This window comes from Deltaproteobacteria bacterium (assembly GCA_019309045.1).
GTDB lineage: Bacteria > Desulfobacterota > Syntrophobacteria > BM002 > BM002 > JAFDGZ01.
The window spans coordinates 1-26,728 of record JAFDGZ010000035.1; the positions used below are offsets into that span (position 1 = coordinate 1).

25 protein-coding genes are annotated in these 26,728 nt (G+C 51.6%); 6 read left to right on the plus strand and 19 right to left on the minus strand.

Annotation, left to right across the window (positions count from 1 at the left end):
* Positions 1-359: 359 nt before the first annotated feature.
* Positions 360-1,430: a nicotinate-nucleotide--dimethylbenzimidazole phosphoribosyltransferase gene (gene cobT, locus JRI89_08995; protein ID MBW2071380.1), complete on the plus strand. Its 1,071-nt coding sequence runs from the start codon at positions 360-362 to the stop codon at positions 1,428-1,430.
* A 64-nt stretch (positions 1,431-1,494) separates the two neighbouring features.
* Here cobT and JRI89_09000 read toward each other — a convergent pair whose 3' ends face one another.
* From JRI89_09000 to JRI89_09025, 6 genes are all read right to left on the minus strand, one after another.
* A complete protein-coding gene (locus JRI89_09000; protein ID MBW2071381.1) occupies positions 1,495-2,136 on the minus strand; it encodes an MBL fold metallo-hydrolase in 642 nt (213 codons plus the stop codon).
* A 564-nt stretch (positions 2,137-2,700) separates the two neighbouring features.
* Positions 2,701-4,077, minus strand: coding sequence for a PilZ domain-containing protein (locus JRI89_09005; protein ID MBW2071382.1), 1,377 nt, complete (start codon positions 4,075-4,077; stop codon positions 2,701-2,703).
* 128 nt (positions 4,078-4,205) lie between these two features.
* Complete coding sequence (locus tag JRI89_09010) at positions 4,206-4,952, minus strand: DUF4388 domain-containing protein (GenBank protein ID MBW2071383.1); 747 nt, start codon at positions 4,950-4,952, stop codon at positions 4,206-4,208.
* A 38-nt stretch (positions 4,953-4,990) separates the two neighbouring features.
* The gene (locus JRI89_09015) at positions 4,991-5,428 is read right to left on the minus strand and encodes a PilZ domain-containing protein (GenBank protein ID MBW2071384.1); all 438 of its coding nucleotides are present in this window, start codon (positions 5,426-5,428) and stop codon (positions 4,991-4,993) included.
* Positions 5,429-5,530: 102 nt separating this feature from the next.
* On the minus strand, positions 5,531-5,698 hold the full coding sequence (locus tag JRI89_09020) for a hypothetical protein (GenBank protein MBW2071385.1): 168 nt from the start codon (positions 5,696-5,698) through the stop codon (positions 5,531-5,533).
* A gap of 580 nt (positions 5,699-6,278) precedes the next feature.
* Complete coding sequence (locus tag JRI89_09025; GenBank protein ID MBW2071386.1) at positions 6,279-6,653, minus strand: PilZ domain-containing protein; 375 nt, start codon at positions 6,651-6,653, stop codon at positions 6,279-6,281.
* Between the two features lie 864 nt (positions 6,654-7,517).
* On the opposite strand from JRI89_09025, the gene JRI89_09030 reads away from it, so the two are divergent.
* Together JRI89_09030 and JRI89_09035 are read left to right on the plus strand one after the other, a co-directional pair.
* On the plus strand, positions 7,518-8,174 hold the full coding sequence (locus tag JRI89_09030) for a CBS domain-containing protein (GenBank protein MBW2071387.1): 657 nt from the start codon (positions 7,518-7,520) through the stop codon (positions 8,172-8,174).
* A 248-nt stretch (positions 8,175-8,422) separates the two neighbouring features.
* Positions 8,423-9,448 (plus strand): hypothetical protein, encoded by a 1,026-nt coding sequence (locus JRI89_09035; protein MBW2071388.1) that lies wholly within the window; start codon positions 8,423-8,425, stop codon positions 9,446-9,448.
* 78 nt (positions 9,449-9,526) lie between these two features.
* On the opposite strand, the gene JRI89_09040 is transcribed toward JRI89_09035, so the two are convergent.
* Together JRI89_09040 and mnmG are read right to left on the minus strand one after the other, a co-directional pair.
* Positions 9,527-10,222, minus strand: a complete 696-nt coding sequence (locus JRI89_09040) for a TIGR04211 family SH3 domain-containing protein (protein MBW2071389.1) — start codon at positions 10,220-10,222, stop codon at positions 9,527-9,529.
* Between the two features lie 122 nt (positions 10,223-10,344).
* On the minus strand, positions 10,345-12,303 hold the full coding sequence (gene mnmG, locus JRI89_09045; GenBank protein MBW2071390.1) for a tRNA uridine-5-carboxymethylaminomethyl(34) synthesis enzyme MnmG: 1,959 nt from the start codon (positions 12,301-12,303) through the stop codon (positions 10,345-10,347).
* Between the two features lie 80 nt (positions 12,304-12,383).
* On the opposite strand from mnmG, the gene JRI89_09050 reads away from it, so the two are divergent.
* Positions 12,384-13,295 (plus strand): TIGR01212 family radical SAM protein, encoded by a 912-nt coding sequence (locus tag JRI89_09050; protein MBW2071391.1) that lies wholly within the window; start codon positions 12,384-12,386, stop codon positions 13,293-13,295.
* Positions 13,296-13,591: 296 nt separating this feature from the next.
* Entirely contained in the window at positions 13,592-14,002 is a 411-nt protein-coding gene (locus JRI89_09055) for a hypothetical protein (protein ID MBW2071392.1), read from the plus strand.
* A 185-nt stretch (positions 14,003-14,187) separates the two neighbouring features.
* Here JRI89_09055 and JRI89_09060 read toward each other — a convergent pair whose 3' ends face one another.
* Both JRI89_09060 and JRI89_09065 read right to left on the minus strand, forming a co-directional pair.
* Positions 14,188-14,499 (minus strand): polymer-forming cytoskeletal protein, encoded by a 312-nt coding sequence (locus JRI89_09060; protein ID MBW2071393.1) that lies wholly within the window; start codon positions 14,497-14,499, stop codon positions 14,188-14,190.
* Positions 14,500-14,595: 96 nt separating this feature from the next.
* Positions 14,596-14,814: a hypothetical protein gene (locus tag JRI89_09065; protein MBW2071394.1), complete on the minus strand. Its 219-nt coding sequence runs from the start codon at positions 14,812-14,814 to the stop codon at positions 14,596-14,598.
* 253 nt (positions 14,815-15,067) lie between these two features.
* Between JRI89_09065 and lipA the strand changes: the two genes are divergently transcribed.
* Positions 15,068-15,955 carry a lipoyl synthase gene (gene lipA / locus JRI89_09070; protein MBW2071395.1) on the plus strand — a complete coding sequence of 296 codons (888 nt, stop codon included), beginning with the start codon at positions 15,068-15,070 and terminating at the stop codon, positions 15,953-15,955.
* 46 nt (positions 15,956-16,001) lie between these two features.
* On the opposite strand, the gene nifS is transcribed toward lipA, so the two are convergent.
* The 9 genes from nifS to JRI89_09115 form a co-directional block, all read right to left on the minus strand.
* A complete protein-coding gene (gene nifS / locus JRI89_09075; protein ID MBW2071396.1) occupies positions 16,002-17,189 on the minus strand; it encodes a cysteine desulfurase NifS in 1,188 nt (395 codons plus the stop codon).
* The gene (nifU, locus tag JRI89_09080) at positions 17,186-18,031 is read right to left on the minus strand and encodes a Fe-S cluster assembly protein NifU (GenBank protein MBW2071397.1); all 846 of its coding nucleotides are present in this window, start codon (positions 18,029-18,031) and stop codon (positions 17,186-17,188) included. The genes nifS and nifU overlap by 4 nt, the downstream gene beginning before the upstream one ends.
* A gap of 176 nt (positions 18,032-18,207) precedes the next feature.
* Entirely contained in the window at positions 18,208-18,552 is a 345-nt protein-coding gene (locus tag JRI89_09085) for a CGGC domain-containing protein (protein ID MBW2071398.1), read from the minus strand.
* Between the two features lie 104 nt (positions 18,553-18,656).
* Complete coding sequence (locus tag JRI89_09090) at positions 18,657-19,436, minus strand: methyltransferase domain-containing protein (GenBank protein ID MBW2071399.1); 780 nt, start codon at positions 19,434-19,436, stop codon at positions 18,657-18,659.
* On the minus strand, positions 19,433-20,818 hold the full coding sequence (locus JRI89_09095) for a hypothetical protein (GenBank protein ID MBW2071400.1): 1,386 nt from the start codon (positions 20,816-20,818) through the stop codon (positions 19,433-19,435). The genes JRI89_09090 and JRI89_09095 overlap by 4 nt, the downstream gene beginning before the upstream one ends.
* A gap of 3 nt (positions 20,819-20,821) precedes the next feature.
* Positions 20,822-22,474 (minus strand): DUF885 family protein, encoded by a 1,653-nt coding sequence (locus JRI89_09100; protein ID MBW2071401.1) that lies wholly within the window; start codon positions 22,472-22,474, stop codon positions 20,822-20,824.
* A 337-nt stretch (positions 22,475-22,811) separates the two neighbouring features.
* Positions 22,812-24,026 carry an NAD(P)/FAD-dependent oxidoreductase gene (locus JRI89_09105; GenBank protein ID MBW2071402.1) on the minus strand — a complete coding sequence of 405 codons (1,215 nt, stop codon included), beginning with the start codon at positions 24,024-24,026 and terminating at the stop codon, positions 22,812-22,814.
* Positions 24,027-24,079: 53 nt separating this feature from the next.
* Complete coding sequence (cooS, locus tag JRI89_09110; GenBank protein ID MBW2071403.1) at positions 24,080-26,029, minus strand: anaerobic carbon-monoxide dehydrogenase catalytic subunit; 1,950 nt, start codon at positions 26,027-26,029, stop codon at positions 24,080-24,082.
* Positions 26,026-26,655 (minus strand): 4Fe-4S binding protein, encoded by a 630-nt coding sequence (locus JRI89_09115; GenBank protein ID MBW2071404.1) that lies wholly within the window; start codon positions 26,653-26,655, stop codon positions 26,026-26,028. The genes cooS and JRI89_09115 overlap by 4 nt, the downstream gene beginning before the upstream one ends.
* Between the last annotated feature and the right edge of the window lie 73 nt (positions 26,656-26,728).

Consider the following 26,728-nt stretch of genomic DNA (forward strand, 5'->3'; position numbering starts at 1 on the left):
TATCTTGATCTGCTGCCGGAGATATGGAGATGCAGAAAAGATACGGAGGTAAGGTTCAGCGTGGGCATCATTCCTTGAACACAAGTTTTCCACACCCCAACCTCGCACATTGCCTTTCTTGCGGCCAAAATCGATTTGGCCAGTTTTCCCGCGGGCCAGCAAAGTCTTCTCCCTGGCATGCACTTTCTATTTTGAACAAATTTCAGGTGCTCTTGCCCAACCCTCTGCAGCAACTCCATTTTGCCGACACCTGCTCGTCTACTTGTTCTTCAATCATCTAAAAGGAGGAGCATATGAGTGAAATGAAGAGAGAAAAGAGAATCACCGAGAAAAGATCGGCAATACAGGATAACATCACGATGTTCGAAGAACCTTACCGATCGATCCTGCAATCAATCGAACCAGTTGACAAAAGACTGCTGCCTGCAGCTCAGGCTAAAATCGACGGCAAGACCAAGCCTGTGGGCTCGCTGGGAAGACTGGAAGATTTGGCCATTCAAGTAGGTATTATACAGAGAAATCTCAATCCACAAATCAACAGAAAGTTCCTCTTGGTATTCGCCGGGGACCACGGAGTTGTTCAGGAAGGAGTATCTGCCTACCCTCAGGAAGTAACTGCCCAGATGGTGAAGAATTTCTTGGCTGGCGGTGCCGCCATCAATGTGCTCTGCCGTCACCACGGAATCCACATGCGCGTGGTGGACATGGGCGTTAATGCTGAAATCGCCGATCATCCCCTCCTGCTGAAAAAGAAAGTGGGCAAAGGAACTCGCAATTTCCTCCTTGCCCCGGCCATGACGGCTGCAGAAGCGGCGGCGGCTCTGCAGAACGGTATGGAGGTATTTCTCAGTCAACACAACTCAGCCGCCATAGACATTGTGGGACTCGGTGACATGGGCATCGGCAATACCACTGCAGCCGCAGCTATAATTTGCGCTGTTACTGGAACAAGTCCTGCGGAGGCCACCGGCCGTGGCACGGGAATCGATGACAACATGCTGCAACACAAGAGAGAGGTGATCGAAAAGGCGCTGCAATTTCATCGGCCTCATTCGAAAGACGGCCTCGATGTCCTCCAGAAAGTGGGCGGCTACGAGATCGCCGGTATTGCAGGTGCAGCCCTGGCAGCAGCTGCCAGGCGAGTTGCTGTGGTCCTGGACGGGCTCATATCCACCGCCGCAGGACTCATTGCCTATCTCATAGAGCCTGACATAGGTGGCTATCTCATTGCCGGACATCGCTCCCTGGAACCAGCACAATGGGCAGCTCTATCTTACCTGCACCTAGAACCTGTGGTGGACCTGAACATGAGACTCGGTGAAGGCACGGGCGCGGCCCTGGCCATCAACATTGCCGAGGCTGCAACTAAAATCATGCGGGAAATGGCCTCTTTCGAAGAGGCCGGCGTCTCAACCAAGACTGAGGCCTGAGTGCAACTCATTGCAGCATAGCCAAAGATTGGCTTGCAAGTATTAAGGGCTGGAGTTGCTTCACTCAGATCAGTATGACCTTACCAACACCACATGTTATGCATTTTTCAGGATAGAGTCGTCTAATTTCTGCTTTATACTGACTGCAATGACAGGGGCACACTAAATCAAGATTATCAAGTAATTCCAGCCTACTGAAACCATGAAAGCCACCAAGGAGAACTCGAGGTTCGTCAAAAGCTGCTGCAGCCTCGAGAATAGCTTCCAGACCTGGATGAGAACACCCTGTCAATACTACCGAGCCCTTGCCTCTCCTGATCACGAGTGATTGCTCAATTCCAGCCAGTTCGCCAGTGGAAAAAATATTTTTCTGAATTTCACAGGGGCCTTTGACTCTTGTCACCTGCAAAGCGGCAGCAGGTAAAGAGCAGGAATGGGGGATGCAAACTCTGCACTTCCTATTGACCGCAAGCACCTGCGCAAGCCCCCCTATATGATCCCAATGGGGATGAGAGATGAAAACCAGGGAAAGGTTCTCGACCGAAATATGCAGCTGCTGCAGGTTGTGGAAAAGCAGAGACCCTTTTGCGCCGGTATCGAAGAGGAGAGTGGTCCCATCCTCCAACTCAACGTGGCAAGAAAAGCCCCAATCAGACTGCAAAGCCGGCCTGGCCGTTTCATTATCGTATACGACGGTGATCTTCATAAGAAAATGTCGACCCGGTCACACGAGTTGCAGGGACTTCTGTGTGGAGGTTTCATCAATTGACAGCATAGCACGGCGATGATGATCGCGCCAGGCATAGTGTAACCTGGTCTAACCTGCTCGGGCCGTGTGCCGGGATATCCTCTGATGCCGCCGATTATTGGCATGAAATCCACTCGAGTCGTGACGGTTGATGGCAAAATGAAAGTGCACCCCTTTCACTAGCCGATTGCTGGCGGCTAACCTTAAGGCTGAGCCAGCGGCCAGTACTACAATGGCGCCATGGCGCAATTGCTTGCCGAAATAGATGACAACACAGGACAACGCAGGCTAAAGCCTAACTCGTTGCCGTGCCTCCAATTCCCTCTCCCACCTGGTTGACGATATTGGTTATCAGGTGCACTTTCATTTTGCCATCAAGTTGTGACTCCTAGGACATGCCTGGCCATTGTGAGTTTGTCGCGAGGGCACAGATGGCAGCGACTCGGAGCGGCAGACACCTGAGGACAGCCAGAAGCCCAAGGACTTGTCCTGAACGCCCTGTCGATTCATGCAATAGCAGGCTCAGTGGAGAACCGTGTTGGTGAGAAAATTGACGTCTTCTTCGGCAAGGTTTCTGAAGCGAACTCCCACAGCATAGATGAGATTTTCCTGACTGGGCTCTGGACAAATTTCTAATCTAACCATTTCAGCCTCTACCAGAAGGCCGTAGTGATGTTCTGGAATTTCTATGGCAAGCTGAACTATCTCGTCCGGGTTCGGCAACTCCTGGCAGTGGATCAGCGCCCCAGTCAGACTGATATTCTTGACTTCTATCTGGTATGAACCCTGGGAGGTATGCATGCTGCCAGGCCAAGACACTGACACTCGTGAGTATTCTCTTCTTTTTGCTGACTTCAACACGCTTTGCACCTTTTTCTTATTGGCAAGTTTGCCTTTGTTAGATAAAGCAAAAGTCTTCAATTCTACCTGACACTGTTTAAACCGAAAATTTCCCTGGTTCCAGCTCGCCAATTCTTCTGCGGTCTTCTTTATTTGATAATTCAGCAGTTTTTGCAAAACACTCTGACTCACATAGCCGCTATCCAGCAGGATCTCTCCCAGTCGTTTGCCAGATTCCCGGGCCTTCTCGAGGGCTTGCTGCAGCTGTTTCGGAGAGATCATCTTTTTGTGCAACAGTATGTGACCGAGTCGTAAATGCTCATTTCCGGTAGCCGCTATTATGCTGCCCCGCTTCAAACAGATGGCTCTCCTCTTCCGTCCTTGTTGAAGAGAAAGAATGCCACTCTTCTTTTGCGAACACAGTATTCTCAGCACAGAAGGAACATCCCATGAACTCAATTTCCCCGCCAATTCTACGGCATCTGTAGAAGCTGGCGATACCCCGAAAGGCTGCCAAATGACCTCAGGAGACGATCCGCCTGGCAGAGACTCACAGGGATGAGCCTCTGAAGTGGGTTGTTGAAAAGGAGGATGTGAGTCTAAGAGGTAAAAGCCTATTATCTTTTTATTGTGTTCACTTAACTGTTTAAATTCAACGCCGACATAATTCCCTTTGACAATTTTAACTATCGCTGCAGTCGTGATATGAGATTTATGAATATCATCTAATTTAAAATCCAATAGTATAATATTATCAATATCTAACGTATTTCTTGTTACTGTCGTGAATCCTAGACCAGCTCTAGAAATATCTTCAATATTTACTCTGCCTATAACACTATTATCCGGGTAAATACGCTGAAAAGTTCCAACGATATTCACATTCTTTCTATAACATTGCCGCTTCTCTACTTCTACGCTATATTTATTCCCACAGTAACACTTAATTTCGACTATTTTGGTTTTATTATGATTTTTTACATTTACTTTGTTCAGCTTACCACATTTAGAACAGCTGCTGTATCCAGTGTCACTCTGATTTATGAAAAGCTTTCTCATTACTGTGGAATCACCTTTGTAAAGCCACTTTCGCAAGAATCTCTACACAGATAGCAAAAGAAACTCACTACTTTCAGACTTCACTCTTTATCTACACTGATCTCACTTCGTCAGCCTCTCTCATCAATCTATACTCTTTGGACAGCGACCTCCTCATCTTTTCTCACAGCAGCCTCAAGCATCACTTCCGTTGTACTTATTTCTTCTACTGCCCGTGTATCAAAATACACTTCACAGTCATGATACTCGAATTCTCCTTCGCCCCAGAACAGCAGGTCGAACACTATCTCCCGTACCTGGTGACGGATGAGATCTTTCAAGGTACTTTCATCCACACACCCCATGGCGAGCAGCACATCCCCTACTCTCTTTCCTGACTCTCTCGCCTTTTGCAGGACTTCACTGAGTTTAGCCTCTGAGATCAATCCCTTGGCAAACAGGAGTTGGCCCAGCCGCACACCGCCCAAACCACTCGCTGCAATAATCTTGCCATCTTTCAGGCAAATTGCCCTGCGGTCTTTGCCAGAAACAAACTGCAAGGTGCCCGTCTTGCCTTCTGAAGAAAGAATCTGGAGAATCACAGGAAAGCCAATGGATTTCAGGTTTCCTTTCAAATCCTCCATTTCCGGACAAGCAGGATGAATCGGCAGGCTGAAAGGATTCCAGGAAAAAGACTCGGTGGAGAACGATCTGTTGTTCCAAGCATTTCTTGCTTCTTCAGCGGTATTTTTGATAGGACCCGTGGCACCACATAGGCAAAAGACCGCAGAACTGCCATTCCTGTCAGAAGCGACAGCTAGCTGCCTCCTGCCTTTTTCATATTCCCGAGCACCACAAAAAGGGCATGACCTCAGCTGATTTTCCCTGGTTCGCATTGCTTTACTCCTCGCTGTGCACCCCTTTACCAAAAGAATCAAAGTCCATGGTCCCAGGCAGACCAGGTTCGAGAATTACTAACGGACGACTTCTGTTGTCCACCTGAGGTTTTCTCCTCAAATAACTTGTCACGACGTTCGGCGATCCTGCGGAGATCATTTACGACCAGCGCCAGAAAGCGGCTGCTTTCTCTGGGCACCTGCACAAATTTGATGGCGATTTTGTAATGGGGTTCCCTGCTTCCAGCATGCTGGAAGTGACGCGACCGTACCACTTCTGCAACCATTTCCACGAATCTTTCCGAGGCATTCATTGTTATTTTCACAACATCACCCAGGGGTAGCGGCTGCACACAATCCAGCAGGGCACCAGTCAAGCTGATATTTACCGTTTCAGCCTGGATGGTGCCCATGACGGTCTCGATGGCAACAGGCCAACGCACGTCTACTCTGGCGTCCAACCGGCTGCGCTCCATATTTCTCCCATGGTACTCGTCCTTTGCAATGAGGACCAATACCAAGAGCACATAACAAAAAGGCAACCACCATGCTGAAAGCATGTCCAGGCCTACCATCCTCTAGTTGTTTAGTTCAGTGTGTGATGTGGTTGTAACAATTCCCTCGAGATCATACAGGTCGATCTCTACGGCACAGTCATCAACCCAGAGAATCTTGACCATCTGCGCCACCAGGAATATAACGAGCAGCGCCACAGCAACAAACACACACCAAAAAATAATAGCCATAATCGCGTCCCTTTTATTAGCAATACAGCTCTATGCACAACAGGTACGTTTACATGGATAGCATGGTTGATGCCAAAACCATCCATAAGTTTTTTTATTGTTATTTTATACAGTTAAATCATAGATGTCGTGGAGATCCTCTTCTTGTCAGCAATAAAATGGCCAAATGGCCAAGAGTTAATTGAGCAAATGCCCAGATGGAATGCGAAAGAATATTGTCTATTTATGTATGCTCGGGAAGAGATCCTGACTGGAGACACAGAGTACCTTCTTTGCAAAAGCACTTTCTCTGGCTGGGATACTTGAAGAATGACCTGTTGCTACTGGCGGGTAACCACGGAATTGCCGTTGCTCAGGGATCCTCTGCTCGTCCTGCAAGGTATTATGCGGGCTAAACTGAGGACCATATCTCATGTTATCTCGAAGGCCCTCTGGCACGCGGTTGCAAGGCAGCTGCTCTGTCTTTGCTGGTAGTTTCCTTCAGCTTGAGGCAACCAGAATCTAGGTGGGCATCTTGATGGCAAGTAGGAGCGCTTTCGAGACGGGCTATCGTTGACAAACTATTTTCGCTTCATTCTACTCATAACAAGCTCTTGAATGTTCGCAACTCTCTGAGAAATTCAAAGGCTATGCCATTTCGTTCTTTATCAATTCGCTTCACCACCGCAGGGCCAATTAGATTCAACGTCTTTGGTTGTCCTGTCATCTCCGGTGGCAATCGTAGCGTTACAACGGTATGGTCGTGTTCCCGCAAAATCGCCCACGAAGGGCTCCTGACGAAAGATCCTTTCTGGGAAATATTGCAAGTAACTCCTTCCACCTCTGTAGAAGTGCCCTCTATGTGAATTTTCACATTGAAAGTGCGCAGCAGTCGAAGGTAGTTCCGTCTTTCCGGGAAGGATTTTCCAGTCTTTTTGCTTACTTTCGAAGGAGCCTTCGGCCGCAAGGAACACACAGTAATTCTACTCGCTTATCCTTGAAGTGACTTCCGAAAAGTACCTCATCCAGGAAAAAACCTTACTTGCTTTTTACCCGTAAACACCCCTCTGTGACGATATCACTGTCTCTGTAGCAGCAGCCCTAATTTTGTCAGGACTGGCACGCCTGGCAGGCAAATCAAGATGTAACCTGGAATGACTGAAAATTGTTAGAAATGTGATTAAGTTGATACTCTCTGGGTGAGCTAGCTCACCTAGCTGAATATCCCCCTTGGAAACGGCGGTTATCCCTTCCGCTTTTCCCCCTCTAAGACCCAAATCGTCCATTTTACACTAAGCATTTTTCGTACCATAACTGTTAAATTTAAACTTTTACTATATTTTCAATATGTTGACTTCTACTCTCCCTCACCTGTCATAGGCAAAAAGGAAGTAATATTGTTTCATCTTTTGGAAAAACAGTGCAAACTATGAGTACTAATTTACTTCCCACCTGTTTTGAAAACAGACACCGTTTCATACAATAGACCGCGGCTTCTCCGGCGTACCACTGAAGATAGCCGGGGCCATTCTCCAAGAGCAGACGCAGCTCAATTTTCTCAGAAAAGCAGACACCTTTCTGCCCAATCCCCTCACATGCCGGGGCCACTCTATGATCTGAGAAATAACATTTATTGCCTCTAATGGTTGAATTCCAGAATATCTATGGTAAAGATGACATTGAACAGAAAATGGCTGGGTGGAGCTGAAGGCTTATCATTGGCTCTCTTTTTCTGGTCGAGATCTGGCCAGGAAGAGTTCGCTGAGTGGAAACAGGTTTTTCAGAAACGCCTATGGGCCAGCCGCTTTGGATATGTTGCCATGAAAAGAGGAGAAGCTAAATGCTGGTTAAATATTGGATGACCACAGATGTCATCACTGTCACTGAAGATGTCTCCATGATGAAAGCATCACGTCTTATGAAACAGCATGGAATTCAACATTTGCCGGTCATGAGGAACGGTGACCTTGTGGGGATCGTCTCAGATAGAGATCTCAAGGAAGCCCAACCATCGAAAGCGACTACTCTGGATATTCATGAGCTTTACTATCTCCTGGACCAGCTGAAAATCAAGGAACTCGTATCCAAGAATCTCTATACCATCCCTTCTACAGAGACTGTTGAGAAAGCTGCAGCTCTTATGCTGAAGTACGATATTTCAGCTCTGCCTGTGGTTGATTCGCAGAACACTCTGCAGGGTATTATCACCAAAGGAGACGTGTTTCGGGCTATGGTATCAATCTCCTGCATTTATCAAGCACCTCTGCAAATTGGCTTTGAGATAGAAGATCGACCCGGCTCTATCCAGAAAATAACCGATATCATTCGTTCTCACAGCGGCAGAATTGTCAGTATCATCACCAATTATGAACATGCACCGGAAGGCTTTCTGCACGTTTATATTCGATGCAAATGCGCTGAGGACGAACACAAACTCATGGAAGACTTACAGGGTCGTTTCAAGGTCCTCTATACTACCAAAGACAGTATATGCTAAACCTGTTAGCAACTGAGCCGAGTTCTTTTGCTGAGCGCCAATCGTCGGGAGAAGTCTCGGCCTCGTCCACTGATGTTCTTCAGCGAAGCTACCGCCGCGTCCCTTCTGAGGATACGAAGAAAGGCCATGTGAGAACAAGCTATTTCCTATAATTTTAGTGGGTTCCTCAGGGCATGTTCAACTCCGGCACAGTGAAAGAAGATATTTCCTCTAGAACCAGGGCGCATCCCGCTCCGATCGCCGTTAATATGGCCCTCGTTGGAGGCGGCGCCGCATGCAGGATCTTACTCCAATTTCTTACCACTCACAGTCTGCGGCACTTGAGCATCCGCATACTTGGCATTGCTGATCCCCGAGAGGATGCCCCCGGAGTTGTGTACGGGCGTCAACTTGGTATCTATACCACCTGCAATTTTAAGGACTTATTTGCAATCTCTGATCTCGACCTGCTCATCGAACTCACAGGCAGAGACGAAGTTTTACATGAAATTCTGCAGAGCAAGCCGGCCCACCTCAAGGTCATGGACCATCTCAGCGCCCAACTCTTCTGGGAACTCATTAAACTGCAGGAAGAAAAGGTTCAATGTGAACGAAGGTTGACTCACTCGAACAGGCTGACCAGCGTCGGCCGCATGGCCTCGTATCTTGCCCACGAAATACGCAACCCTCTAGTCTCTATCGGCGGCTTTGCCAGCACTCTGCTGAACGCCCGGGATTTACCTGAATCCTTGCGTCCCAAGGCAGAGATCATTGTAAAGGAAGTGAGACGGCTCGAAATGGTACTCAAGAGTCTCCGTGACTATACCCGTCCATTGGCTCTCAACAAGAAGGGGGGAAATTTTAACAAGCTGGTGAGCCGAGCTTACGTTGCCCTGGAACATGAACTGAGGTCCAGTGGGGTGGAAATGCACCTGGATCTGGACAGCGAGATGCCTGACAGCCTTTTCGACAGTGACCTTATTCTCGACGCCCTGGTCACCTTAGCGAGAAAACTCATATCCTTCATGGCTTCAGGTCAGAAAATCGAAATCCGTACGGAGGTATGCTGGGACAGTATTGGCATTTATCTGCAGAGCCAGCATTGCCTGATTTCCCCAGAGACCCTGGAGAATATGTTCAACCCTTTCTCACTGTCAGATGCTCCTCAGGGCGGCTTTGACCTGGCTATGTGCAAGAAGATTATCAATGATCATGGTGGCGATGTCCGTATAACAAGCACCCCGAAACATGGCACAATAATAATAATTGAACTCCCTGTGGAGGTTGACCTCTGACGCCATGCGCTTAATCTAGCAGGCAGATTTGTTTCTCCCTTGAACAGGGGGTGGTAAAATATCCACCAGAAAACAAGACTATAATCTATAGAGATCTGCTTTCCGTCTACGTCGAGCACGTCCCATGATAATTCCCAGCAACCAGCCAAAGAGCAATACCCCAGCGCCAGACAAGAACCAGCGTATATTATCTGCTCCCTGGAGCTTCTCGTAGCCTTTTTGAGCCTGTGCAAGTTTTTCTTTGATTGCAAGCGCTTGCTTCTGCAAGCCCTCATATGCATCTTTGAGCTTCAGATAGTTTGACGCCCCTTCGCGCAAATCTTTATATGCCTTCTGAGCAGTTTGTAGATCCTTTTCGCTGTCCAGCACCAGCTTTTTCAGTCTGCTGTTTTCTTCAGCAAGTTTCTGCTGTAGACTCTTGAGGTCATGAAGTTTTTGCTGCAACCGTTCCTTTTCTGCAGCGAGTTTTTCAGCAGTGAGCCGCCACGGAACCCTCTCTGACAAGTATCGCCGCAAGATCCACCCTGTGCGTCCATCCTCCAGGGCCACCTTGGCCCAGCCTCTCTGTTCTTCCAACAGGGTCACTTTTGTCCCAGGACGCAACAAGGCAATAATACGATTGTCCGCCTGAGTGCCTGTTCTCAAGTTTGCCTCCAGCGTGGTATCGGAAACGTAAAGACTCGCAGCCCAGGCACGCCCCATCTGTCCCCATAGACAAAAGCACATCGCCAAGACCACCACGTACAGACTTCCAGTTGCTATCCGTCTCTCCACTGGCATGCTCCTTACCGAAAAAGTCATAGGTAGATTTGTAGACGGTACTGCAGCACCCTTGCCCAGTCCCTGTCATGCATTTTTCTTGCCAAGTCAGGAAGTTACCTGCAAACGAGATTTCCTCACTCTTCACTATGCACAATAAAGCAGCCTTCTCTCCCTGCAATTGGCTCTTGCCTTATCTCCATCTTGCCTTTCGACAAACAACCCTGTTGTCGGTAGCGTTTGAGATACACCATGAGAATTGACAAAGCCGCCGGAGTAATCCCGGAAATTCGTGAGGCCTGCCCCAGCGAGGTGGGCTGGATTTCAATGAGCCGTTGCACTACTTCATGCGAGAGACCCTGAATTTTCTCGTAGGGAAAATCTGCCGGCATCAGCATTTTCTCCAGATTTTTGAATTTCTCCACTTCTGCCTGTTGGCGCTCCAGGTACCCTTCGTACTTGCACTGTATTTCCACCTGCTCGGCAACTCTTGCAGGCAGTTGTCTGCTCCCGCCAGGCAATTGTTGAATGTCTCGGTAGCCCAGTTCAGGTCTTTTCAACAACTGAGCGAGGGGCAGTGCTCTATCAAGCCTGGCTGACCGCTTACTGTTCAGGTATGCATTTACCACAGGAGAGGGCTTGATCCAGACTTTCTTGAGCCGCTCGAGCTCGTCCTGGACTTGTCGCCTGCGCTCTCTCATCTCTTTGAGAGCAGTCCTGTCTATGAGTCCTATTTCGTGACCTTTCTCCATCAAGCGGAAATCTGCATTGTCTTCCCGCAGCAGCAAGCGATATTCGGCCCGAGAAGTGAACATTCGATAGGGCTCACGGGTTCCTCTAGTAACCAGATCATCGACCATCACAGCCATATATGCTTCTGAACGGTCAAGAATAAAGGGTCCTCTCTTCTGCACAGAAAGAGCAGCATTGATGCCGGCCCACATCCCCTGAGCCGCAGCTTCCTCGTAACCAGATGTACCGTTTATCTGGCCGGCCATATAAAGACCTTTGATCTTTTTTGTTTCCAGGGTCGGCCGAAGCTGAGTGGGTTGCACAAAGTCGTATTCGATGGCATACGCTGGTCTCATAATCTCGGCTTCTTCCAATCCCGCTATTGAGTGGACAAGGTCCAGTTGAATTTCGTAGGGCAAAGAATTCCCCGTGCCGCTGGCATATATTTCTGCTGTCTCCAGCCCCTCCGGTTCTAGAATGATTTGATGACACTCTTTGTGAGGAAACTTCATGATCTTGTCTTCGAGGGAGGGGCAATAGCGCGCTGAAACTCCTTTGATGGCCCCGCTGTAAAGAGGAGATAACTGAATGTTTCGTCTGATGATTTCATGAGTATTTCTGGCAGTGTGCCCTATATAACAGGAGAGTTGCGGCAGCGAAATTCCTTCAGTAAAAAGGGAAAACGGCCGGGGGTTCTCCTCTCCCTCCTGTTCCTGGAACTGTGAAAAGTCAATGGTGTCTCGCCGCAGCCGTGCAGGCGTACCTGTCTTCATCCTGCCCATCTGGAAACCTAATTGACTGAGGTTTGTTGCCAGATTGTCAGCCGGAAATTCCCCTGCCCTTCCTGCAGGAATCTTCTTGCTGCCAATATGGATCAGGCCGTGCAAGAATGTACCGGTTGTGAGGACAACAGTGGAACCAAGGAATTCCACATCCAGGTGATCTCGGACCCCCACCACTCTGTCGCCCTCCACCAGCAACTTCTCGACTGTTGTTTGCTTGCAATCGAGGCCCTTCTGCCGCTCCAGCGTGTTTTTCATAATTGCCCGGTAGCGCGATTTGTCGTTCTGCGTTCTCGTACCCTGCACAGCCGGGCCTTTTCTGGTGTTCAGGGTTCGATATTGAATAGCACTCTGATCGGCAATTTTTGCCATTTCGCCGCCAAGCGCATCGATTTCCTTCACCAGATGCCCTTTGCCGAGACCACCTACCGAAGGCGAACAGGGCATATGGGCCACGGTGTCTAGATATATGCTCAACAGCAGCGTCTGACAACCCATGCGTGCCGCTGCCAGTGCTGCTTCACAGCCAGCATGACCAGCCCCCACAACGATCACATCATAGGATTTTGGGTAGACGCTCATCCTGATTGTCCTGAAACTGCAAAAACGTACTCGTCCACGGTGTCATTTACTTGCAGAAAGGATTATATATAATGATTTTCATGTTTACCAGACGCTACCGTGATCTCAACAGCTTTTTGCGCCAGCGCTTTGGCTGCCGGGTGCAAAAGATCAGCCTCGATGCTGGGCTAACATGCCCGAATCGAGACGGCACCGTAGGTCTGGGGGGCTGTATTTACTGCAACGCCCTCGGCTCCGGCACAGGGCTTGCCCGCAACTATTCCATTCGCCAGCAACTCGAATTGGGCAAACAACGGCTGCAACGGCGCTACGGAGCCAAGAAATTTATCGCCTACTTTCAGTCTTTTTCAAATACCTACGCTGCAGTAGACCGACTGCGGCAGCTTTATCTAGAAGCGCTGTCCGTGAAAGATGTGGTTGGCCTGGCAATTGGCACCAGACCAGACTGTGTTGCCGATGAGGTGTTGGACCTGCTCGCCGAGATCAACGAACGGACCTATCTATGGCTGGAATACGGACTGCAGTCGATACACGACCGCAGCCTTGTCTTTATAAATCGGGGCCATACAGTTGCCGCTTTTGTGGATGCGGTGGAGCGGACACGACTGCGCGGCCTGGACATCTGTGTGCATGTTATTCTTGGCCTGCCAGGTGAAGGAAAGGCAGAGATGCTGCAAACTGCCAGAGCGCTGGGTTGCCTGGACATTCAGGCGGTCAAGATTCATTTGCTTTACGTCATCAAAGACACCCCCCTCGCCATGCTCTATTCCCAGGGCAGTTATCAGTGTCTCAGCCGCGATCAATATGTAGACATAGTCTGTGACTTCCTCGCCTACCTTCCTCCTCAGGTCGTGATTCACCGACTGACTGGCGACCCCCACCCTGAGGAGTTAGTGGCGCCCATGTGGGCCCTGGAGAAGCAAACCAATTTACAGGCAATCTGGGACACCATGGAAGAACGCAATCTCTGGCAGGGAAAATACCTGGAGTGAATAGTCAAATGCAGCGGAGGCAAATACAATGTTCATGCTGCATCAAGCTACAATTCTCTACTTTGAAGCAAGCCGGCTGCTGACGAAATACGTCACTTTTGGCCGCCAGTGGTCCCTTCCAGCCAAAGATGACTGCATTATATTTCCAAGAGGGGAACAACTCAACATATTGAATTTACAAAGAATTTATTTAGCAAAACACCCCGGGTCATAGTTGGCACTGCCGATGCATTAGCTGCCCGCGTGGCTGACAGCCTTTCTCACAGATAGCAGAACTTACAAGGGAAGGAAAAGATATGGCTTGTCTATGGAGTGGAACACATCGACCAGGAGTCCTCGAGTGGGCGCTGATTCATAAAGATGTCGCCTTGACTGAGGTGCCAAATTGGATCGTCATGACCATGCTCGAAGACATAGCACAGAACAACGGTCAACTCATCGAACAGATGGTAATGGCCGTCAGTGAACCACAGAGCGAAATTGACGAAATGGACTTTATGCGGCAAGCTACCCAAAAACTGATGGCAAATGTACTCCTGGCAAGTCTGCACGATGATGGTTATATTATTTTTAATGAACAGGTCGGGTTCTTCGACTTCAGCACTCTTCCAGGAAGGCACGTCTGTATCACCGAGTCCGGCATGGAGGCCCAGGTGTGGGAGGACCTGGCCATGTTTCAGAGGTGTGAGCAGCTCGTTCTTCAATAACACTTTTTCTGGCTTGCTTCTCAGGACAATTCGCGCGCAACACTGCGCAGACCAGGAAAGGGCTCCGATCACTCACGAGATCGGGGCCCTTTCGCTTCCAATCCCAGCAATATGCCAGGAGCTCTCTTGGGGAAACCTGAATGGTGCCTGCATGGTAATGGTCGAATGGGAAAAAGGGCCAACAACTACAAGACGCAGTTGATCTCACCCTGAAGATTCGCTCCTTCTTCCCATTCCAGCTTGGCCGTAGTGATGCAGGCACGCACCTTGGCCGAACTCTTTACCTGCAGCCTGTTTTCAACCTGCACTTCACCCTGGATATTTCCCGCTACTGTGAGATTGTGCACCCGGATGATGCCGCTGACCATGCCATTCCTATAGACCGCGAGCTCTCCACTGCTGATAAGAGTCCCCTCGAACTCTCCTGCCACCACCACGTCTTTCTCATGGCATTGTACCGTACCCACAAGTCTGCTCTTTTCGCCTATCAAAATCATAAAATGAGCTACCCGAACAGCAAAGCGGTGAGCAAACCGCTGGCATTTTGCCTCCAACAGACCACAGCTATTGCTTGGCTGGCGCTCCCTTGTGGTTCACCCACAACCAGTGGCTGCTTGCGTCCGTTTCTTTTTGATTTCTCTGTGGCATTCTTCCCAGATAATACAGTGTGTTCTGAATTTGCAGTAAAGCTCAGGATCCGTACAGGCCTTGCAGTTTTCCAGGCACTCACTGCAATAGCCATAGCCGTGCTTCTCGCAGGCTATGACAGCCTCCCTGTCCGGATGATAGCGGCATTTGTACTTGTCTATCATAGTCGCCGCACTTTAACCAAGTGTGAGCACATCGTCAAGCCCTCAGCTGATTCCCCCTGGCTGGCTGACAACTCGAGTCCTGCGCCATGTCCACCTCTGTTCCTGGCCAGTCCTGCCTCAAAATCAACCAGGACCTTTTGGCAAAAATGAGATATACTTCGCAGCAAACAGCAGGCCGCTCGCATGCTGACAGCGAACCTGCTTGTTTAACACCCTTCACTAGAAACCTTACAAGATTGTGCCTGGGAGCCGCATGGACACCCATAAACCAAAAGCCAGGCCGGCGTGGCTCAGAAAACGGCTTGCCCCCTCCAGCACAGCTACTCGAGTGAAGAACCTGCTCAGCGATCTCGAGCTCACCACAGTATGCCAGCAAGCCCTTTGTCCCAATCAGATCGAATGCTTCAGCAAAGGCACAGCCACTTTTATGATCCTCGGCAGCCGTTGCAGTCGAAATTGCACCTTCTGTGCTGTGGAGACCTCTCCACAGGGGCCGCCGGCTGCAGATGAGCCCCTGCGGGTGGCTGAAGCGGTTTGTCGACTAGGTCTCCGCTATGTGGTAGTCACTTCAGTTGCCCGGGACGACCTTGCCGACGGGGGCGCCAGTCATTTTGCTGCTACCATGCAGGCCATTCGCTGTACATCTCCTGGTGTGAGCATCGAACTCCTTGTTCCCGATTTTGGCGGCTCACACTCTGCATTGCGGACTGTCCTGCAAGCGCCTCCTGCGGTCTTGAACCACAACGTGGAAACTATATCCCGTCTCTATCCAGCGGTTCGCCCTCAGGCAAACTACGGCCGCTCTCTTCAGCTGCTGACAACCGCCAAAAAACTCTCTCCAGAGACGTTCACCAAGAGTGGCTTCATGGTGGGCCTTGGTGAAACAGCAGGGGAGATACGGACGCTGCTTTCCCACATCCGCCATACGGGATGTGATCTGGTGACCATCGGCCAGTATCTCCCTCCTTCGCCGCGGCATCATCCAGTCGTCGAGTATGTAGCCCCAGAGCGCTTTGAGGAGTATGTCAGTTACGCCCGGGCACTGGGATTCATTGGGGCGGTTGCCGGTCCTTATGTGAGAAGCTCATATGAGGCAGCCGAGCTCTACCAGCAGGCTCGCCTGCTTTCCACAGCCACCTAGTCTAACAAACGCCACTGCCTGCTCGCAGGCCGCCAGCACCTTGCCTTTACGAAGCAGTACAGCTTCTAGCCGTCAAACCACCCTTCCAGAAGGGAGAGATGCTTCGCAGCTGTTCTATTATAGGGGGCATTACCTCCAGAATGTAGTCCATCTCTTCTTCGCTGTTGTATATGCTCAAACTGAAGCGGATGGAGCCGTGGGCAGCAGTAAAAGGAACGCCCATGGCCCTCAGCACATGGGAGGGCTCCAGAGACCCCGAAGTGCAGGCAGAGCCGGATGAAGCACATATGCCTTTATCGCTGAGCTTGAGCAGAATAGACTCTCCCTCCACATATTCAAAGCTGATGCTCAGAGTATTGGGCAGCCTTTGCTCAGGGTGACCGTTGACCAGGCTGTGCGGAATACTCTCCAACAAGCCTTTTTCCAGTTTGTCCCGCAGCGCTCTCATGCGCTCCACTTCCACAGGCAGCCGTTGTGCTGCCAGCTCACAAGCTTTGCCGAGGCCAACAATGGCAGGGACATTCTCGGTGCCACCTCTTCTGCCCCCTTCCTGGTGGCCCCCTATGAGGAAGGGAGCAAAAGGGGTCCCCTTTCGGACATACAACACACCGATTCCCTTGGGTCCATGCAGTTTGTGGCCTGAAAGACTCAACATGTCGATGGAGCTGGCCGCCAAGTTTATCGGCACTTTCCCTGCCGCCTGAACCGCATCTGTATGAAACAACACGCCTCTGCTTTTTGCCAACTCGGCAATCTCCTCCACAGGAAAGAGAACTCCAGTTTCATTGTTTGCCCACATGATGCTGATCAGGGCTGTGTTCGGCATAATCGCCTCCCGTACAGCCTCCAGCGAAATCATTCCCTCTCTGTCTACGGGCAGCTCCGTAACCGAGTAGCCCTTGCGCTTGAGATGCGCCGCCACGTTTTTCACCGCCGGATGCTCCACCCTGGTGGTAATCAGATGATCCTTCGTCGGGTTTACTTCCAGCGCACTCATAATTGCCGTATTGTCGCTCTCAGTACCGCAGCTGGTGAAAATAATTTCTCCAGGCTCAGCCCCAATCAAGGCGGCAACCCTTTCTCTAGCCTGACGAATTTTCCGCTGCACCTGGCCGCCAAAAAAATGCATGCTGGATGGATTGCCGTAGAGCTCGGAAAAATACGGCTTCATCTCGGCCATCACTTCCGGGGCCACCATGGTGGTGGCATTATTGTCCACATAGATGAGTTTCATCCCTGCACCTCCTCAACCACGAGGGCATCACTCACCATCTCTCGAAGTTTGTTCTCCACGTAGTCCTTCAGAGTAATCTGCGAAGCCATGCAGGTGGCGCACGTACCTGTCAGAGACACCAGGACGCGGTCTCCCACAATATCCACCAGTTCGATGCCGCCACCATCCTTTGCCAGTTCAGGCTTGATGTCCCGTTCAAGAGTCTGTTCCACCAGCTTGATCTTCTGCACATTGGTGAGTGGCCGACGGGCCGCTGCCTCTTGGCTCGGTTTCCTTTTGCCATCTTCTTGCAGTATTCGCTCAAGTATGGCCTCGATTCGTTCGTGGCAGGATTCGCAGCCTCCTCCAGCTTTGGTGTAATCGGTGATTTGCTCCAGGGTAGTGAGCTCGTTTTGTCGTATTGCCTCCTCAATTTCATTTTCAGTAATGCCAAAACACTCGCATACTATCTCTGAGTCCTCTTTGGGGAGTTTTTCACCCCGATAATTGGCAATAGCGGCCCGAAGTGCTTCCTGTCCCATCACTGAACAGTGCATCTTTTGCTGCGGCAGTCCGCCGAGAAACTCCACTATGTCCTTGTTGGTAATCTTTTCAGCCTCTTCCAGGGTCTTCCCTATAATCAACTCTGTGAGGGCTGAAGAAGAGGCAATGGCGCTGGCACAGCCAAAGGTTTGGAACTTGGCCTCTGTTATCCTGCCTTCGTCATCGACTTTGAAAGTGAGTCTCAAGGCGTCACCACAGGCAAGAGAGCCAACCTCGCCAACCCCGTCTGCATCTTCTATATCTCCTACGTTGCGAGGATTGTTAAAATATTCTCGCACCTTATCAGTGTATTCCCACATATGGAACCTCCCAAATCTCTAGTATTTCAATATGGTTCTTTGAAAAGGTAATTCTCTGGCTGCTAAAATGCAAGGAGGCAGCTGAAAGAGGGGCTCAGCCTCATTACAATTAGAGCCCCAGACCGCTCTGTCACAGGCCTGGGGCTTGAGGTGTACTAGAAAATAAAGCCCCCTTCTCAGTGATAGTCATGGGTGCCCAGAACTATGGGGACCTGGAATTTATTCTCCAGTATCTGGGCAAACTGTTCAGCACTGCCATAAGGGCAATCCGGCTTGGCGTTTGCCAGACAGGAACTCAGATAAATGGCATCCGGCTTCATCTCCGAAAGCTTCATGGCCATGCCTACGTTGGCGGCTAGACTCCGTCCTGGACAGGTGCATTTTACAAATGAGACGACCTGGGAAGGCTCATCAAAACTACCCTCACCAAGGCTGGCAGCTTTCAGACAGCGCCACTCACCCGGACAGCCATAGCCGCTGTCCATATAAGCACCACAGCCAATCACCATAACCTTCTTCATAGCCTCCTCCTTTCTGCAGTTTTTCAGGTCGTCCTGCTCCCAACTTGCCTCTATTGGACCACAACTGGCATTTGAGAGCAGGCAACACACGCCAAATGGCCTCTTTATCGTTTACAGCCAGTGGCAAGCATCCGTTTGTTCATGAATCCGTAGTCACCTTTCCTCCTGTGGGGCGCAAAACGGGTGCGTACGATGATGCTCTCAAAAGCGGCCTCTCTTAGGAGAGCTTCTAGAGATTCCGGGAAATATAAGCGCATTGCATAGGTACAGTCCCGCACTAACCCCCTTTTCTTGCTGACAACGACTTCACGCGCCAGCACCCTGTCATGCTGCAGTTCCCGCTCGCGGCAGACTATGATATCATCCCCGATCTCGTGCCAGGCTGAGGAAGTAAAAGACTCTTTTACTGCTCTGCCGTTTGCCACGTCCACCAGGATAGTACCGCCAGGCCGCAGCACCCTGTTGGCCTCCGCCAAAATTCTGGCATCGGCTTCAGGTTCAGCCGCATAGCCGAGTGAGTTCCCCATTATGAGTACATGGTCAAAGGTTGCAGCCGGCAGTCCGGTTTCTCTGGCGTCACCCCGGGTAAATTCCATGGAATAGCCAAATTCTGCCGCCCTTGCTTTGGCAATCTCCAGGAGGCAATGCGAGTAGTCGAGCAGAGTACAGCCATTGAACCCTCTAGCACAGAGCTCCAGGCTATGTCTGCCGTGGCCGCCACAGAGATCCAGGATCCTTTGTCCCGGCCGTATTTGCAACAACTCCTCTATGATATCCACCTCCAGCCTGGTAATCTCCTCATCGCACACCGATCGCGCATCAGTGAGAAGGTAGACCTCGTCGAAGATCTCTTTCCACCAGTCAGGGTCCACTCTTATGTTCATGGCGCATCCGGGCTGGAGCCGAAATCAAACAAGCCGTCCGAGGCAATAATCGCTGCTGAGCCGCCCCATGGCTGCAAACGGGCGATCTCCAGTTCCTCTTCCTCGATCTTGACCATGTGGTCAAGCTCCCCTGCCAGCCACATCCTCTCCAGTTCCAGACAGTCGGCCCACAGGGCGGCACAGTACTGTTCGAGAGCCTTGAGTTGGGCGGCGGTTATCACTCTGGGCCGCAAAGCGATTTTGATAGGTCCGAGCAGGTAGGTAAAGTCGTGTTCCAGGGCCAGTTGCTTCTGCCGCTCCACCACCTGGCGCAGATCGCCATAGTCCATGGCGGCAATGGCCTCGTTGATTCGCGACACCGCTTCTCTCACAGACATCTCCGATTGCAGTACCGCCAGCGGCTGCACCCCGCCACCGCTGCCCACATTGGTGGGCACCCCTCCATACCTGCCCAGGAAACCGAACATGCCCCTGGGCCCAAAGAGGCAGCGAAAGTCAGTCTGATACCGCTCTACTGTCACTGTTCCTTCTCTCAGGGCTGGGATCTCTTCCGCCCAGAGTTCCAGCGGAATTTTTTGCTGCACAATGTAGTTTCCTTCCTTGAGGGCGAGATTGATGGCTTCATCCACGTCATTGTTCACCATTCCGACCCTGACTCCCTTGCCCGAGTATCCCCTTTCAGGTTTGAGTACGAGTTCGTCCCAGTGGTCCCGAGTCCATTCAACAAGATCGTCTATCTGTTCACCTGCGGGCCCCTGCGTTCGGCGAGCATAAAACTGGCGAGTCCAGGGAGTTCGCCTGACCGTTTCTGGATGAAAGCGGTCGCGCCCCCAGCCAGTCACGACCTCGAACATGCTCTTCACATTGATGGGCTCGGTGCCACGCGGGTTGATCACTCTCCCTTCCTTTACCGCCTGCAGCAACGGCTGCAAACCATGCTTGCGGTGTAGATCGAGGAGCACATCAGTATTGAAATCCATGAACACTATCGACACCGGACGTCCACGCCAGCACACCCTGCCATTTTTCAGCTCGAGCTCCTGTGGCGCCAGCAAAGCCCCTGACACCCCCTCGACGGCGTTCAGCCGTTCGGCAAGATTTCTGTTCTCTGTCACATCTTCGAGCGTCTCTTGTTCCGCCACCACTGCAATCAACGCCGGCTTGTCTCCCTCACGCCTCCGGTGCGCCTCTACCAGCATCTCCACAAAACCTTCCACCGGGAAAAGCAATGGATGATCGAAATCTAGCTGTACCTCGAAAGGCCGAATTTTTTGCAGTTCAGCCCATATTTCCTTGCCAATGATCTGGGTGATGCGCTGGTAGTCCCAACCGCCCGGACTGCCAAGGTTCCATTCGGAATGGTATCCATAGAAATCTCTCAATGCTTACTCCTCCATGTGCTCTTTTCCCCTGCCATCCATGCTGGCAAATCTCTTGTCTATGAGATGAAAAGGCAGCTCGCCACCAGTCAGCATGTTGTGGTGAAATGCAGCATTGCCAAAGCGGCGGCCATATTTTTCCTTCAGTTTCATGATCTCGAAGCGTCCAAGAGTGTAACAGAGTTGGTAGCCCGGATTCAGGCGGAATCTATGAATCTGGTTTACCGCCTCTTCTGGACTGAATCCAGTAGTGGTGAGCAGCTGAACTCCTTGCTCGAAGCTGAGCAGACCCGTTGCCAGGCCCACATCTATTTGACATCTGGCCGCTCTCCATAGGCGCCGCTTGCAATCCACTAGTTTGTCCAGAGAACTTTCCACATAGCCGTAATCGCCCAGAAGGGATTCTGCATAGTATGCCCAGCCCTCGTAGAATAGCGGCGACTCGATTTGACGTCTCACTGGATTGGCCAAAGTTCTCCGCATGGCGTCCAGCAAGTAATGTCCTGGAATCGTCTCATGGGCAGTAAGAAACTTGAATTCCTTGTGAAGCCTCTTTCTGAGGAGATCTGTGGCGGCGGCAGCTCTGTTGCCTGGCAAGGTGGTGGTAATGTAGAAGTAGTCCTTCTCCGCTGCATCATCGCTGAAGGCGGCGGCAAAAGAAGCTGCACTGCGAACTGATTTCAGATATCTGGGGGTTTCACAAACCAGCAACCCGCCGTCTGCCATGCCAAGGCCAAGTCCCTGTTCCAGGAAAAACTGCTGCAGGGACTCCACCTCCTGCCGGTACAGGGTTATGGTATCCCTTTCTTCTGCTGCGGCGGGAAAGTAATCCTGGTAAAGCGACTGCCATGATTTCGAGCTATCTACCCGGTGGCGCAATCTTTCCAGCTCTTCGAGATTCTCCCTCCATTCTTCCTGGGCAATCTGAAAAACCTCGGGCAAGGAGCGGTTGGAGAGGAAATGCTCCCGCAAAGTGCGTTCCACAGCCATCCCAGAGAAGCCCTTGTCTGGAACTGGCGAGAGAGATGTGAGAAAACTTGCAAACTCAGCGAGGCTTGCCGCAACCGCCTCAATTCTCTGCTGCAAAGTCCGCCCTCCTTCTGCGGCGAGACCGGCAGAAATCTCCTCCAGGTAGGCGCGGCAGTCTCCTATCATCAACAAGGCGGCCTGGTGATAACTTGCCGGTACAGATTTTATGTTTTCTTTGCCCTGGTGGAGAAGTCTGGGAATTGTACTCAACCGTGATTCAACCCTGCTTCTGCGTTCATCACTGCCGGCAGCCGGCTTTGTCAGAGCATGATCGAGGCCGATGAAGGCAATCTTGAGATAAAGCAGTGGATTGTGCTGCCAGGAGCGGTTCTCAGCAAACTCCAGCAAGACACCGGCCACACTACCAAGCAGCAAGACCTTGTCCAGATGCGCTTCCAGATCCCTTTCCTGGGTCCTCACTGCTCGAAAGTCTTCTTTAAACCTCCTCAAGGCAGCCACAACTTCCTGGATCTTTTGCCGACCCAAATCATCCAGCTCTTCATAATATCGCCTGGCAGCCTGGGCCCGGGGAAGAAAATGGAACTCATCGCTGGCGCACATCACCGGGAAACACCGCGCCAGATATTCGAAGTAGTCTGTGGCCAGAGTGTGCACAGCAGAGACAGTCATAAGACAATATTCAGTAGTTTGATCTCAATGTGAAAGCCACCAGCACAGGCCGTGGCTAGCCTGTCCCGTTGCCGGGGAGAACCTCTCCTAAAGAAATCTCCTCATAATGACATGTCCAGGGAGGAGCGGTTCTCTAACCGCGACCTGATAAAATAGCCGCCTTCCAATGATTTTCCTAGAGGACAACTTTACAACCAGTTCCGCAAAACCATAAAGACCAAGTCCAATCTGCTCGGGCCTCGAGAACCTCTCCTAAAGAAATCTCCTCATAATGACATGTCCAGGGAGGAGCGGTTCTCTAACCGCGACCTGATAAAATAGCCTAATCCCGGTAGTTTTAGTAAGGAATCATCAGATCAGCAATGCCAAAACGATCACTGAGGAGCCTGTCCTTGTAAGCAGCCACATCCACCCTTCTCAGCATCAGGCTTCGATAGACTCCCGCTCCTCTGATATCTCCGGTCAGTCGGAAGCCGACGATACGACCGTCTTTGAGAAATATCTTCCGCAACACATTGCCGCAGCGAAAGCGCAGCTCCTCATCTGCATGCATGTGTCCAACCGCCACCAGGGGCAGTCCTAAATGCTTCAGGCTGTTCATACTCTCGGCACCCTCATAACGTGTTTCTTTGCCCATGATGTTGGCAGCAACAATGCGACCCTGGGCCACTGCATTGGGGAATATGGCATGGACATACCTTTCTCCTGTGAGCAGGTCGTGCGTTTCCGCCACATCGCCTGCTGCGTACACATCACCTCTGCTGGTCCGCAAGTAGTCGTCAACCACCACACCCCACCCCAGGTCGATTCCAGAACCATTGAGAAATTCCGTGTTCGGCTTGACTCCACTAGCTGCCACGTACACCTCTCCTTGCACTATTTCCCCGGAGTCAAGTCGAACACCCTCCACTTCCCTTTCTCCTTCAAATGTCACTGCCTTTGTATCGAGACGAACTTCAACACCGCGTGCTTTCAATGTGCCCAGGGCCATATCTGCAGTCTCTCTATCCAGCACCCGAGGCATCACCCTGTCCTGCATCTCAATGATTGTCACTGCCAGGCCAAGCTGCCGCAACAGCAAAGAAACTTCCATGCCAATAAAACCCGCACCCACAATGACAGCACTGCCCAGCTGCCCTTGACGCACCTTTTCCATCAATGACCTGGCAGCAGTCAGAGACTTGAAGTTGTAGATTCCTGGCAGGTCAGAACCCTCAATTGGGGCATACAACCTGCTGCCAGTGGCAATGACCAGGGTGTCATAGTGAACTTTGCGGTTGTTCGCCTCCACTACATCATGATTGTCAGTCTCCACTGCTTGGATAGAAATCCCTGGCCGATAATCTATTCTCAACTGATCACAGAACTCCTTTCCTTTCCAAAAAAGAGTCTCTTCTCTTCCGGATACCAGATAATCTACTATGGCCGGGGGGGCGTACGGCGGGAAAGGTTCTGCGGCATACAGAACAATCTCACTGTCCATGTCGTAATTGCGCAGAGTCTCAGCCACAGTAAGGCCGGCCGGGCCGGCTCCAATAATGACTACGCGCATGACCTTGCCTCCCTGAGGTCATATCTTACCCAGCCAGGGCTAGCTGAGCTTGGCTAGGCCACCGCCGGGCTCTTTTCCCTGCCCCTTTCAGGCAGGGGAATTGTTTGCGGATCATGATAAGGCAACCCCAATTCCCTCCGTTTAACCTCAATGTGTCGACGAATCAGGCTGGCGGCCCGCTCGGCATCAGGTTCAATGGCAAAGGTAGCTCCCACCACATCCTCAAGACCTTCAGCCAGAAGCTGCACCACATTCTTGCTGCCGAAGATAGGGGGCTGCACCCCGAGTACAGTGTAGATTCCGCTGGCAACGGCATACGTTCCAATGGCAGCCGCCTTTTCCGAATACCACTCGGGCGCGGCCGCGGCCAATGGCAATTGGCTGATATCCACATCCAACTGATTGGCCAGGGCCGCTGCCAACACCAAAATGCGGGTATTGTCAACACAGGACCCCATATGCAGAACCGGAGGAATACCCAAGGCCTTACAAATGCCGGCCAGTCCAGGACCAGCCATATCCGCCGCTTCGGGCCTCATCTGGCCGGCCTTGCCGTTGGCGACTGCGGCGCACCCTGTAACCACTACCAGGATATCGTTTTCAATGAGTCTGCGGCAGAGCTGCACATGGCCAAAGTCCTGCTTGATTTTTGGATTGTTGCAACCAACAACCCCCACCGCACCTCTGATCTTGCCATCCTTGATAGCAGCAAGCAGCGGTTCGGGGCTACCTCCCAGGGCTTCCACTATTGCCTCCACTGAAAAACCCGCCATCATTGGTATTGGCTCCCCGGGAATGTATACTTTGTCTGCAACCCTTCCTGCATAGGCTTGCACAGCCCGACGGACGATCTCCTTGCCGATCTCTATACCGCGGTGCGGATCAAAGGTTATGTGAATGGCGCCCGGAAACTTGGCCTTGTCAAAGGTCGAGATCACTGCGGTGTGAAAGCATTTGGCAACATCGGTTACCGAAGGCATGATGCACTGGTAGTCAACAACCATAGCATCCAAAGCACCAGTCATTATAACCAGCTCCTGAATCAAATGATTGCCCGCCATAGGAATGCCGCGTCTCATCAGCAGTTCGTTGCCAGTACAACACAGCCCCACCAGGTTGATGCCCGCCGCTCCTTGCTCCTTTGCCAGATTCAGCAGCTCCGGATCCTGAGAAGCCTGCACTATCACGTCCGAGAGCACCGGGTTATGCCCGTGCAGGGCGATGTTCACTTCGTCAGCTTTCAGCACTCCCAGATTCATTTCTGAGCTCACTGGTTTGGGTGTGCCAAACATTACATCCGAAAGCTCCGTGGCAACCATGGAGCCGCCCCAGCCGTCGGACAGGCTCGTTCGCAGACAGTGAAGCAAGATGTTGACGTAGTCGTTGTCTACGCCCATGTGTGTTCGGTGCAGCATCTCCACGTTCTCCCTATCGATGCCCCGAGGTAGGATGTCTAGCTTCTGCCAGACTGCCAGACGCTTGGCTGGGACGCGTTTGAGAAAACCCAGAGATCCTTTCCTGGTGCCATAATCTTCCATTATGGCCTCAGCCACCTCCAAAGCAACTTCCCTGGTAGAACGGTCCTCCAGCTCAACACCATAGTCCGCAGCAATAGCTTTCAGCTTTCCTTCGTCGGCGATTTGGTATCCTGTTGTCTCACCCGCTGCAGTGGCGTGAAACACCTCGAGGATATCGCGCCCGTGGTCCGAGTGAGCCGAAGCTCCAGCCGCAATAGCACGCCCCAGGTTGCGCGCCACAATTACGTCAGCGTCAGCTCCGCAGACGCCCTTCTGCGGGCCATCTCCGAAGGGGTCCACCCTGCAGGGTCCCATGGCACAGTTGCGGCAGCTCAGTCCCAGCGAGCAGTAGCCGCACTGGGGCTCTTGCTTGGCCAGTCGATCCCACACGGTCTCGATGCCTTCCTCGCTGGCACGCCTCAACATGGCCTGACTGTCTTTGTGCACACTCATACGCTGAAAATCGACCGGGAAAATCGTTTTCATCGCTCACCTCCCCCTTGCGTTGCTTCCTCTGCAGATGCACCCCAGGCTCGCCAGGCATGCACTGTCTCGGGTACCGCTGGAGCCTGGCCCTCCATCATGGTTGTGGCAGCAACAACTGCGTAGGACTCACGCAACCTTCCTGCTTTCAGGAGTTCGTTCAGCTCGCCAAACACCAGGGCCTCCGCCTTGCAGGCTTCCACACAGGCAGGGATATCGCCACGGCTGAGACGATCCACACAGCCGTCACACTTCACTGCCACCACCCGTTGGGGGCCTGTCTCTGCTACGGGATAGTAGGTCAGCACATCAAAAGGACACACCATAGCGCACATGGCGCAGGCAATACATTTTGTTGCTGTGATGAGCACCAGATCATGATCCTGCTGCCGATGGATGGCGCCAGTAGGGCAAACCTGCTCACAGGGAGCCGGGTTGCAGTGACGACACTTGTTTGCAAATGAGGTATTGTACGTGGGGCCGGGTTCTACGTGGATTCGCCGCCTGGGCAGAGGCTCTTCCCAGAGCGCCAGTGACACCTCTTTACTGGAAGAGTGTGCCACTGCACAGGCGATTTCGCACTGGTGACAGCCAAGGCAACGTTCTGGATTGACGAATACAGTCTTCATTTCCCCCTCCTCACCTCAGTGCCCGGTGACGCCTGCGGCAGGCTGATCTCCGGACAGGGAAAATGCCAAAGAC